The sequence below is a fragment of the Pseudomonas petrae genome, assembly GCF_021728295.1.
GTDB lineage: Bacteria > Pseudomonadota > Gammaproteobacteria > Pseudomonadales > Pseudomonadaceae > Aquipseudomonas > Aquipseudomonas petrae.
Genome location: NZ_JAKJXE010000003.1, coordinates 361,166 through 372,736 on the forward strand (window position 1 = coordinate 361,166; position 11,571 = coordinate 372,736).

The 11,571-nt window shown below is 52.3% G+C and carries 8 protein-coding genes and 2 pseudogenes; 3 read left to right on the forward strand and 7 right to left on the reverse strand.

Translation table 11 applies throughout. The features are described 5' to 3' along the window. Positions 1–43: 43 nt before the first annotated feature. The 6 genes and pseudogenes from L4G42_RS07380 to L4G42_RS07405 form a co-directional block, all read right to left on the reverse strand. On the reverse strand, positions 44–3,145 hold the full coding sequence (locus L4G42_RS07380) for a type I restriction endonuclease subunit R (protein WP_237260702.1): 3,102 nt from the start codon (positions 3,143–3,145) through the stop codon (positions 44–46). Between the two features lie 10 nt (positions 3,146–3,155). Further along, on the reverse strand, positions 3,156–4,280 hold the full coding sequence (locus tag L4G42_RS07385) for an ATP-binding protein (RefSeq protein WP_237260704.1): 1,125 nt from the start codon (positions 4,278–4,280) through the stop codon (positions 3,156–3,158). A 1-nt stretch (position 4,281) separates the two neighbouring features. Next, entirely contained in the window at positions 4,282–5,517 is a 1,236-nt protein-coding gene (locus L4G42_RS07390) for a restriction endonuclease subunit S (RefSeq protein WP_237260706.1), read from the reverse strand. Continuing rightward, positions 5,514–7,058 (reverse strand): type I restriction-modification system subunit M, encoded by a 1,545-nt coding sequence (locus L4G42_RS07395; RefSeq protein ID WP_237260708.1) that lies wholly within the window; start codon positions 7,056–7,058, stop codon positions 5,514–5,516. The genes L4G42_RS07390 and L4G42_RS07395 overlap by 4 nt, the downstream gene beginning before the upstream one ends. Before the next feature lie 114 nt (positions 7,059–7,172). After that, a pseudogene (locus L4G42_RS07400) lies at positions 7,173–8,121 on the reverse strand (restriction endonuclease). 25 nt (positions 8,122–8,146) lie between these two features. After that, positions 8,147–8,470, reverse strand: a complete 324-nt coding sequence (locus L4G42_RS07405; RefSeq protein WP_237260711.1) for an HVO_A0114 family putative DNA-binding protein — start codon at positions 8,468–8,470, stop codon at positions 8,147–8,149. 495 nt (positions 8,471–8,965) lie between these two features. Here L4G42_RS07405 and L4G42_RS07410 point away from each other — a divergent pair. From L4G42_RS07410 to L4G42_RS07420, 3 genes and pseudogenes are all read left to right on the forward strand, one after another. Further along, a pseudogene (locus tag L4G42_RS07410) lies at positions 8,966–9,451 on the forward strand (tyrosine-type recombinase/integrase); the annotation flags it as partial. A gap of 26 nt (positions 9,452–9,477) precedes the next feature. Continuing rightward, complete coding sequence (locus tag L4G42_RS07415) at positions 9,478–9,786, forward strand: hypothetical protein (RefSeq protein ID WP_237252903.1); 309 nt, start codon at positions 9,478–9,480, stop codon at positions 9,784–9,786. Beyond that, positions 9,783–10,256 (forward strand): hypothetical protein, encoded by a 474-nt coding sequence (locus tag L4G42_RS07420; RefSeq protein WP_237252840.1) that lies wholly within the window; start codon positions 9,783–9,785, stop codon positions 10,254–10,256. Before L4G42_RS07415 ends, L4G42_RS07420 begins: the two co-directional genes overlap by 4 nt. A gap of 234 nt (positions 10,257–10,490) precedes the next feature. Here the strand turns inward: L4G42_RS07420 and L4G42_RS07425 are convergent, their stop codons facing one another. Further along, the gene (locus L4G42_RS07425; protein ID WP_237252839.1) at positions 10,491–11,570 is read right to left on the reverse strand and encodes a hypothetical protein; all 1,080 of its coding nucleotides are present in this window, start codon (positions 11,568–11,570) and stop codon (positions 10,491–10,493) included. Between the last annotated feature and the right edge of the window lies 1 nt (position 11,571).

Below are 11,571 nucleotides of genomic sequence, written 5' to 3' on the forward strand. Positions count from 1 at the left end.
TGAAAGCACTTGGTGCGATATAAATACTCGCCCTGCTGCTGCATTATAAATTTCCACCTACACCTTTGAATTTTTCAACAAAAGCGGCGATTTTTTGGAAGGCATCTTGCTTCTTCTGGAGATATTTCGGATTAAGCGGACTCATTTTTGGTAAGATGGCATTAAGCTCAGTTCCATTATCGCTAGCAAATTCCCTTTTTAGCGAAGTGGCGATGTAGCGTTTAGCTGCCCCTTCATTCAGTTCCTCATCGCTGATCAACTCGTGCGCCTCGCGCCGCTGTTCTGATTGGGCAAAAGTGTAAAAAGCGTCGATCACACTAGCCTTGTCAGCAATCCCATCAAGCTCGGTCTGGTTGATGAAGTCCACCACCAGGCTTTCTTTGGCGCGATTGCCCAGGCTGGCGCGAATCACCCGGCGCATCTCCTCGACCAGCGCCGCCTTGCCCTTAACCTTCTTGTTCTTCTCGAAGATCAGCTCGAGAATGTAATCCAGGTTAATTTCCTGGGACTTGAGCAGGTCCACCTCGAACACCACATCGTCCCAGTCAATGGTGGACTTGCCTACTTCGTTACCCGCTTTCTCGCGCCGCAGCCAATCTCGGATGTCATTGTAGGTGGAACGATAGTCTTGAACCTTGCGCTCGACAGGTAGGCGGATGGTCTGCAGCTCGGCAAGTTTCTCGTCATCTAGGTGGTGTTCAACCTTAAATGCTTCCACGGTCTGAGGGTCGCAGATATCGACCGTTTGCAGCGCCTTGAGCGCGGCAAACTCGTCGTAGTTCTGCAGCACGTTTTCCACGCGCAGGTAATCGCCGAACAACTTGGCGAAGGCTTTCTTTTCCGATTCCTTGATGATATTGGCCGGGTCGGGAAAACGCTGCTCCAGTTCCGTCACCACATCCATGAAGCCACGCCGCGCCTCACCGGTCATCGTGTCAGTGAAGCCCTCCATGTACTCCTTATAACTTTTTTCCAGCACCACGTTGCGGGTATTCTTGTCGCCAAACAGCGTGATGGCGTCGACTGTGGCCTGCTCCAGATCGCGGAAGGTGACGATATTACCGAAAGTCTTGGTGGCGTCGAAGATGCGGTTGGTGCGTGAATAGGCCTGGATCAGGCCGTGATAGCGCAGGTTTTTGTCGACGAAGAGCGTGTTGAGCGTTGGCGCATCGAAGCCGGTCAGGAACATGCCTACCACGATCAGAAGGTCGATCTCCTGATCCTTCACGCGCTTTGCCAGGTCGCGGTAGTAGTTCTGGAAGCCCTTGCTGTCCACACCGAAACTGCTTTTGAACAACGCGTTGTAGTCAGCAATCGCCGCGCTCAGGAACTCTTTAGCGGTGATATCCATCGCCGATACTTCGAAACTCTCATCGACGATGTCGCCAACGGCGTCCTGTTCTTCATTGGGGGCGAAGGAGAAGATGGTGGCGATGCGCAGCGGCTTGTCGCTGCCTTCCTGCAGCTTCTGCAGCGTCTCGTAGTACGCCTTGGCGGCATCAACGCTGCTCACCGCGAACATGGCATTGAAGCCCTTGTTTGCCCCCTGCAAACGATGGGTCTTCTGGCGAAAATGCGTGAGCAGGTACTGCGAGATTTCGCGGATGCGTGTGGGGTGGAGCAAAGCCTGGCGGTTCTCCGCAGCGCTGAGTTTCTTCTCGTCCTGCTCGGCTTCCAGAGCTTTGAACTGAGGACGGACATCGTTGTAGTCCACCTTGAACTTGAGCACCTTCTCGTCACGGATGGCATCGGTGATCACATAGGAATGCAGCTCGCGGCCAAACACGCTACCGGTTGTATCCGCGCCCAGCGCATTCTTTGGGAAGATCGGCGTGCCGGTGAACCCGAACTGATAGAAGCGCTTGAACTTCTTCTTCAGATTCCTCTGCGCCTCGCCAAACTGGCTGCGGTGGCACTCGTCGAAGATGAACACAACCTGCTGCTGGTACACCGGGAGGTCGCCTTCGGTCTTCATCAGGTTGTTTAGCTTCTGGATGGTGGTGACGATGATCTTGTTGTCGTCCTTGTCCAGATTACGCTTAAGGCCTGCTGTGCTCTCCGAGCCATTGACGCTGTCGGGTGAAAAACGCTGGTACTCCTTCATGGTTTGGTAATCCAGATCCTTGCGATCCACCACGAAGAATACCTTGTCGATGAACTCCAGCTCAGTGGCCAAGCGCGCAGCCTTGAAGCTGGTCAGCGTCTTGCCCGAGCCAGTAGTGTGCCAGATATAACCGCCGCCCTCGGTGCTGTTCCAGCGCTTCGCCTGCCTGGCACTGCGAATCTTCCACAGGATGCGCTCGGTGGCGGCAATCTGGTACGGGCGCATCACCAGCAGGGTGTTGCTGACGTCGAACACCGAATAGGTGAGCAGTACATCGAGCAGGGTGCGCTTCTGGAAGAAGGTCGCGGTGAAGTCCTTCAGATCCTTGATCGGGCTGTTGTCGGCCTGCGCCCAGTTCATGGTGAAGTCGAAACTGTGCTTGTTGCGCCGCGTGGTGTTGGCGAAGTAGCGCGTATCGGTGCCATTGGAGATCACGAACAGCTGCAGATACCTGAACAGCGAATGGTCGGTGTTGAAGCTCTCCTTGCTGTAGCGGTGCACCTGATTGAAGGCTTCGCGGATCGCCACGCCACGCTTCTTCAACTCTACCTGCACCAGCGGCAGGCCATTGACCAGAATCGTCACGTCGTAGCGGTTGGCGTGGCTGCCCGCTTGCTCGAACTGTTTGATGACCTGCATCTTGTTGCGAGCCAGGTTCTTCTTATCCAGCAGGTAGATATTCTGGATGCGCCCGTCATCGAACACGAAGTCATGTACATGATCGTCGTGAACCTTGCGGGTCTTGTCGAGGATACTGTCGCTGGGCTTGTCCAGCCAACTTTCCACGAAGCGCGCCCACTCGGCGTCGGAAAATTCGACGCCGTTCAGCGCCTGCAACTGCGTGCGCACATTGGCCAGCAGCGCCGGCATCGTCTTAAGACCTATGGAATGCTCATAGCCCTGATTGACCAAATCCTGGATGAACTCGCGTTCCAGATCGCCTTCGCTCTGGTAGCTCTCGGCAACTTTCCATTCCTTGGCGTATTTATCCAGGACAATGAAGTTGTTAGATTCGGCGATGACCTTGCTGTGCTCAAGCATTTTGTTGTTCCTATTGCCAGTAGCGGTGGCTGCTCTTCAGGTGGTCGAGCAACAGTTTAACCATCGCTTTCTCTGCAGGCGTTGGCTGGGCGATCGCTTCATTCGATAGCGTACTGTGGCTGGTGAAATTGAGAACTCTGCTCAGATAAAGCTGCTTGTCATTAGGCAAAAGCTCGGACCACTTCGGGTGGCCAAGAAAGCTGGCTGTTTTCTCGTAGAGGTTGCGCAGCAAGGTGAAATGAAACCGTTCAACCTTATTTTCAGCAATCGCCTGCTCAATGGTTTGCTTTAGGTGCAGGTGATAGGAAAAGCTCTTGTTGGCGTCGCCGTGTTTTTCAGTGAGCACAAAGCTGCCGTCTTCAAACCGCTCGAGCATGTAACAGGTCTTGCCATTCAGTTCATTAAAAAGCACGTTGTAGAACAGTGGGCTGTGCGTCGAAACGATAAACTTCAGATTGGACTGGCTTGATTTGATCAGGCTGGCCAGATTTACTGCCAGCTCAATCAAATGGTTTTCATCGAGAGAGCTAACGGGGTCGTCAATGAACACATACTCCAGCTGATTAAAGGCGCCGGTCTCGCGTTCGCTCGACTCGGCGACATTGAGAATAGTCACCGCCTGATCCAGCAGGGTGTAGAAAACACTCCAAATGAAATTGCTCTCTTCCCCTTTGGAAAGCTTGATATTAGGGGAATGCTCCTCGTTACCGCGCTCCAGGGAGAAGGTGACTTCGTCAAAGTTGGCGCCGAAATGCGGCGTTAGCTTGTCGTTCGCATAACGCTGGAAATAATGAATAATATTTCCATCTTGCCCGAGGTCCTTGAGTAGCGTCAGAAGCCAGTTGGTATATGAATTGGGCTGAATCTTCAGTTTGTACTCGGCATCACTCGCTAGGTCGTTATCCCAATAGAATAGGTCTTCAGTGAAGGCGTTGTAATAAAGAATCTTGTTACGCGGTAGCTCGGGCGCGTCGACTTCCTCATCGCCCTCTTCGCCATTGGCTTTGGGTGCAATCAGCTGCTTGAATTCACGCGACAGGCGCGTCTTGCCAGTGCCGTTAAAGGCGTAGATCAGCTGCACCTTCTTGTTGGCGTTCTTTAGCTGCTCAGCGATCTCTGTCAGGGTCTCGCTCATTTCAGGCCACCGCCTCTTCCTGCGTGGGGAAGCTCAGCAGTTGGTCTCGGTAGTGCTCGTACTGCTTCTGACGCAGCGCGATCTCGCGAGGCAGGCATTCGCTGATGGAGTTGGTGAGGACGTCGAACTTATCGAGTATGGCGACGATGCGGGCTTGTTCCGCCAGTGACTTATCGGGGTCTCTGGGGAATGGGACCGGAATTTCGACCTTTGAAAATCCATTGATCAGCAGCGTATTGACCTTGGTTCTAGCCACATGCTTTGCTTTTTTGGCTATGAAATACTGCGTCTGCATACAGTAAGAAACAAACTTTGGATTCATTGAATGCCGAAAAGCATAGCAGTGATCATGAATCGCAACCCTCTCATCCCCAAGCCATGCGACTGCTTTGCCAACATCTTCAACAGTTTCACCAACATCGGTTAGCACCACATCCCCCGGTTCGGCATAACGCAGCGAACCTGCCATGTCATCTCGAACCTTTGAAAATGCGTGGTCCACCCACACACCATATCGGGTATAAATTTCACCGTAGTGGATGACGCTAACGCCTTCTTCGACGTAATCAGCCTTGGTAAAACGCTTCCCACGAATGAACTCGCCAATATCCCCCAGCGCCTTCCATTCCACTTCCCCGCCCATTTTTTCAAAACTCAACAATTGCTCGCGATAGTACTTGTATTGTTTTTTTCGAGCGGTGAGCTCTGATGTAAGCTCAGCGGTGAGCTCAGCAGTAAGCTGGGTAAATGTGTCCAGTATGCGGACGATTTCTTGTTGAACCTCAATAGGGGGAAAGGGAACCGAGTACTCTTCACGTATAACAGATGGGTGAGCCTTTTTTGTGTAGTCGAAAAATTTCGTTGCCCAAGCCGCAGAGAGTGCGTGAAATAGGAAGCGCGTGCTCAAAATATTATTTTCTTTGACCTTCAGCCATCCACAAACGTTAGTAACGGAATACCTGTGCACATCTCGGAAAAAGAAACGCCCTCCTCCGTCTATTGACCAGCTAATCCTTTCATCTTCAAACATAAATTTTCCGTAACGGCCAAACTCACCAATGCCAGCGGCCGATGAAGAGTAAACAGGGTATTCGCCTGGACAGGCGGACAAGTCGATTTTTGATATGACGCTGCCTCGACCCAGTGCAACCACCCCTGCATCTTCTAGTTCTCCAAGGCTTCTAAAGACAACCCCTGTCGGACAATATTTCTCAATCAGACGCTTTAACTTGCTCACACCTCAATCTCCACGACGATGGCATCAATCTCTTCGCGCAGTTTTTTGATGTTTGCGACCGTGGTTTTTAGCTTGGCATTAAGCTGGGCAATATCCACAACTTCGCGGATATCTCTTGTTTCCACATAACTGCTGACCGACAGGTTGTAATTGTTGGCGGCCACCTTTTCCAAAGGCACTGACCGTGCGAAGTGATCGTCATTCTCCTTGCTATCGAACACCTGCATGATTCTCTCGATATGCTCGTCTGCCAGCAGATTATTGTTTGTACCCTTCTTGAAAAGCGCACTAGCATCAATGAACTGGATGGAGGTATCAGCTTTGTTTTTTGCTAATACTAGAATGTTCACGGCGATAGTAGTGCCGAAGAACAGATTAGACGCTAGCGAGATCACCGTCTCCACATAATTGTTGTCCACCAAATATTGGCGGATCTTCTGTTCGGCGCCACTTCGGTAAAAAATGCCGGGGAAGCAGACGATGGCCGCGCGGCCCTTGCCTGAAAGGTAGCTCAGCGCATGCAACACGAAGGCGAAGTCTGCCTTGGACTTGGGCGCCAGCACGCCGGCCGGAGCAAAGCGGTCATCGTTGATCAGCGTGGGGTCGTCGCTGCCGATCCACTTCACTGAATACGGCGGATTGGAGACGATGGCGTCGAAGGGTTTGTCGTCACCGAAGTGAGGGGCGCGCAGCGTGTCGCCGAGCTGGATATTGAACTTGTCATAGTTGATGTTGTGCAAGAACATGTTCATCCGCGCCAGGTTGTAGGTGGTGTGATTCACCTCTTGGCCGAAGAACCCATCCTCGATGACATGAGCGTCGAAATGCTTTTTCGCCTGCAGCAGCAGCGAGCCGGAACCGCACGCCGGGTCGTAGATCTTGTTGACGCTTGTCTGCTTGTGCATCGCCAACTGGGCGATCAGCTTGGATACATACTGCGGGGTAAAGAATTCGCCGCCTGATTTGCCAGCATTGGCCGCATAATTGGAGATGAGGAACTCGTAGGCGTCCCCGAATAGGTCGATGTGACTGGCATCGAATCTGCCGAACTCCAGTTTGCTCACACCCTTGAGCACATCAGCCAAGCGCTTGTTTTTGTCGGCAACGGTATTGCCTAGGCGGTTGCTAGTGGTGTCGAAGTCAGCAAACAGGCCTTTGATGTCCTGCTCGGAGGCGTAACCATTGGCGGAACTCTCGATGGCGGCAAATATGCGTGCCAAATCGGTGTTCAGACTATCGTTGGTGCTGGCCTTGGTGGCGACGTTACTAAACAACTGACTGGGCGCGATGAAATAGCCCTTGGTCTTGATTGCGTCGTCCTTGGCTGCGGTAATCAGCGGGTCGTCATCTTCCATCGCAGCATAATCGACCGAGCCATCACCACCGGTGATGTAGTCAACGAAGTTCTCGCTGATGAAGCGATAAAACAAGGTGCCGAGCACGTATTGCTTGAAATCCCAGCCGTCGACTGCGCCACGCACGTCATTGGCGATGGCCCAAATTTGACGTTGCAGGGCGGCACGTTGTTGGGCACTGGTCATACGGTTTTCCTAGTTCAAAGGGCCTGGCTCAGATGGGAGTACGCGCCAGAAGAATTTATGTGTATAGCTTTAAGCAGGCCAATACAGCCGCTTCAACGGAATGACTCGTTTGGTCTATGCGTCGGTTGCGTCGTAGTGTTCGATCAGTGCGCGGACCACATGGTCCAGTGTCCACATCGTCACCGGTATGGGAGGCGCGGTCGGCTTCGTATTGAGCGTCCTTGGTGAAACCGCCAGTACTGACGTACAGCCCGCGATCATCCTTGTGGCGGCCACCAAGAAAGCTGCGTACTTCTTGGCTGCCCATCTGCCCCTTACGGTGCTTGACCTCCACCACGATCCGCGGATGCTCGAAACCAAAGCCGTCGGGCGAGGCAACGATGTCCTTGCCACGGTCTGAGTCAGGTGGCGAGACTTGGGTCTTGTAGCCCATGGCGCGCAGGATGCCAGCGACCAGCTGCTGCATGTCGTCCCAGTCCAGTTCGTTGACCCGGTCCTTGATACGTTCCAGTGCCTGCGATTCAATATCGGCGAGTGGATCTGCGATGACTTCCTCGGCTTCATCTTCCACTGTTGGCGCTGGTTTACCCTTCAGCGCGGCCAGCACTTCGGCCGCTGCATTGGACGGCACCTCGAATAGGGTCAAGGTTGAGCCCAGGCTGTATTTGGTGCTAGTGCCCAAGTTGTCGCGCGGCAGTTCCTGCCCTTGCCACTGCACCTTGCGCACTAGCGACATGCCTTGCTCGCCCCACTCGGGATGGTGCTCGACCGGACCGGAGACCTTGCCAATTGAGTACAGACGATTAGCGGGCGAATAGGTTACGACCCAATCGCCATCCTGTATGTCATTGACGAACCGCCAGACTTGAGATGCGCCCGAGATAACAGTCCCTTGTTTTGCTTGGGGTTCGATGGACTGGTACAGAGCGATCAACTGTTTACGTCCGACACCAGGTTTGGCATGCGCGGCCAGCCGACTCCAGCCCACGGCTGCAACGCCGCGCTCCCGAAAAGCCTCATACAGGCTGCCACCTTCGCCGCGTACCATCCACATCCTGGCCATCGTGTTCCCTCTCATGTTCATGCCATCATTCCAACACGACCAAGAACTCGATCGCCAGTACAGTCGGTTGGACATCCCGGACATGGCGTTGCAGCGAGACCAGACCGTAATGCGCCATTAGACGCAAGGTGCGTGACAGATTCGGGACCTTACGGCCGCTGAGTTCAGCCAGCTCTGTTAATGACTTCGGATGCTTCTCATGGATTAAGCGCAACAAACGTCGGTTGTCGTCTGAGAGCACAGCAGCAAGTGATGCCAACGAATTGAACCAAATCTGCGGCGTCTCGCTCCCCGGTAAATGAGGATCAGCGCCATCTGGTCGATGAATACCAACGATGCACCGCTTCATGTTCCATCCCGAGATCTGTCTTTGGTCGAATATATCAGTATGTGATAATCATCGTCGAACTCAAGTCTCACACCTACCCTTGCTACCGTATGACATTGGTAACCTCCAACTGCCACAAATTTGCCACACTCGCCCAGCTAATCCGGGAGAAAACCCGCTAACCTCAGCTAACACAACCCATTGATTTCCCAGCTAATCCCCGCTAAAGTATTGATTCTAAACGTCGACTTTTAGGACTCCGAAGGCAGGGGTCATGGGTTCGAATCCCGTCAGGTGCACCATATAGCAGTCTAGACCTGTCTCTGACAGTCTACGAAACACCCCAAGAAGCCCGCCCAGTGCGGGCTTTCTTGTTTCTGGCTATCCCTTCCTGTCTACCCCTATAACTTCACGCCGTGTATGCCCACGTGTATGCTTTGAGATTCATTGAACTGGAGGCATACACGCAGTGAAGCGTGCTGAAATCAAACGCCGCCCACTGGCCGACACTACTAATGGTCCTGGCTGGGCCTAGGTGGCTACCCCGAAATCAGTGGGTCGCTAGCCAGGCAGAAGGCGGCGCAACTACGGGATGACGCATCGACTGGTAAAAATCCTTTAGTCAGTAAGCAGGCTCGCAAGATTGCTGACCGGGTCGCGGCCAACAACACTTTCGAAGCATTAGGGCGCGAATGGTTTGAGGCTAGGCGCTCAAGCTGGGAAGCCGGCACGTCCCGTCGAGTCCTTGGTGCCCTGGAGCTTCACGTGTTCCCCGTTTTCGGCAAACGCATCTACACAGAAATACTTCCTCTTGAATGGATGGAGTTTCTGCGCGGCATGGAGCAGAAAGGGATCATTGAGCAAATGGGCAGAGTTCGGGCCTTCTGCAAAGAGATCTACGACTTGGCACGCGTGACGGGCCGAGCGATCCACAACCCCCTTGAAGGCCTCAATAAATTTCTACAGACACGCAGTGCAGAAAATTATGCACACGTAAACGTGAATCCCTGCTTCCTGAATTGGAAAAATTGGAAGCAGAATTGCTCCCTTTCGAAGCCGCGCTAGAAAGTCCCGAAGGCGTAGACCACGATCAGGTAAGGGCGATCAGAGACGAGTTCAATGCACGCAAACGCCGAATCGACTCGATAAAGTTCGAGATCTCTCGAATCAATCAAGCACTGCATCGCCGTGAGGCTGTCGCAGAGCAGGATCCACGGATAGCTGAGTACATATCAGGCATGGAAAACTGGAAGACCGACAAGGAAGAACTTCTTGCCAAACGAGAGAGCCTTAGCGTCCGACTGGAGCTGATCAGCAAGAAGCTGTGGAGGATATGAGCAAGGCACGACAAGCCGAGACAGAGGCAGCATCGGCCTATGCCAGGGCTGTAGCGTGGGGTGATGAAGAGGGCGAAAATACTGCGATGAATGATGCACAAAAAGCCGCCAAAAACCTCGTGGCAGCCACTGAACATAACCGGCGACAACAACTGATTATCACTGCGCTTGAGGAGGAGCTGGTGACGGTGGACAAACACGTCGTTGAAGCAGAAGAGGAGTACAGGAAACTCGAGAGCTCTGCCTTGTATGTGGCACATTACGCTCTGGAGGAAAAGTGGAATACAGCCGCACGGCAATTACTGGATGTGGGGGCTAAGTTGTACGCCGCCGGAAGTTTGATCGGGCGTGATGGAATAACGTTCTTGAAACTAAGCATCCCCGAGCTAGGCGAAAATTATGGCCACTGGCAGCTTCGTGATGTATCCCAGCAGGCTAATTACGACGTTATGGATATTCTGGCGCGGTAGTCCTATAAGATGAGCTAAACATCCATAAAAAGCCGACCTCTGTCGGCTTTTTATGTTTAGAGTACTTCCCCATTTAGAACTAAGATTTAATGACTTGAAAAGCTCAAAAAAACAGAACTTTAAATATATAGCCAATCTGATAAAACACCAGCTTTAATGTAAAGCGCTACCAGCGCACAACTAAAGAATTAAAATATCAGAATATTCAAGTACTTGGTGCTTTAACAACATAAGCTAAAACCCGATTAGTATCCTTGGCTGGGGCGCACCGGTTAGATCGCGAAGCATAGGCAACAATCGCTGACAACCTACAGAACATCGACGCAGCAAAAAGCGAAACACAGCGGCTTTCAGAAAAGCTCGATCGCTAAACCCGCACCCTGTTAGATACTCTTCGTATCGACTTACTGCGCGCAATACATCATCATCTCCAGTGATTTGAAGAGTCGCAGTAAAGCAATAGTTACGAAAATCCCCAAGCCACTGATTGAACGTACGCTCGTCTAAGACATCACGCGTCCAGCGCTCCTTTATGTGAAAAATCTCATCCCAAGTCTCGATCGCTTCGTTCGTAGGTAGAAACTCTATCACCCAATCCGACACAATCGGCCCAGGCGTCATCTCATCAACCACACTGTTACTTAAAGAGATGCCCACTCCCGCGGTATGATAGGGATCACACGCAGCCCTACGCCGGCCATCATTTGCCCGCAATGGATCTTGTATATGCTTGTACGAAGCGTTACAACGGCCTCCCATTGGGGCCAAGTTACGTAGATTGGCAGCTGCAAAAGGATATTTAGACCTAGGAATATAATGATCTAGATCTTCCTGTGGCGCTCCGGGAGCATCGAGTCCTTCGCATCCACAGAACGGACATACACGGGCGGGAATGCTGTTACACAGAGCCAGATATTGGCGCTGACGAATTTCATAATCGGTAAGAAGGCCAAAAGCGAAAGTAAACAAATCTTTGGCTGGCTCACGAATACGCTCAGGAAGGTTTGCGAGTTCCTCACAATCACATCGACGAATTAACAGATCTGAAATTTTATTCTGCGCCTCAACGGCCTCGAGCACAGATTGGCGCTCAGCAGCGTTGAGCGTTTTTATTGCAGTCGTATAGGCCTTGAGCCTTTTCTCAAGTCCTTTCCTACCCGATAATCTATCACGATATGCTTCAGGAAAGAGACGGGGCCAGCTAGGCATCCGCTTTCCAGCCGTCACAAGTTCATGTACGCGTTTAACAGCGACAATGAGGCAGTCGTGCAACCAATTCTCAGCAGTAACAGCTACAGGGTAACCAAATAACATG

Coding starts and splice junctions, on each gene's coding strand:
- L4G42_RS07380 (WP_237260702.1), bottom strand. CDS start 3,145: ATGCTTGAGCACAGCAAGGTCATCGCCGAATCTAACAACTTCATTGTC.
- L4G42_RS07385 (WP_237260704.1), bottom strand. CDS start 4,280: ATGAGCGAGACCCTGACAGAGATCGCTGAGCAGCTAAAGAACGCCAAC.
- L4G42_RS07395 (WP_237260708.1), bottom strand. CDS start 7,058: ATGACCAGTGCCCAACAACGTGCCGCCCTGCAACGTCAAATTTGGGCC.
- L4G42_RS07405 (WP_237260711.1), bottom strand. CDS start 8,470: ATGAAGCGGTGCATCGTTGGTATTCATCGACCAGATGGCGCTGATCCT.
- L4G42_RS07420 (WP_237252840.1), top strand. CDS start 9,783: ATGAGCAAGGCACGACAAGCCGAGACAGAGGCAGCATCGGCCTATGCC.
- L4G42_RS07425 (WP_237252839.1), bottom strand. CDS start 11,570: ATGTTATTTGGTTACCCTGTAGCTGTTACTGCTGAGAATTGGTTGCAC.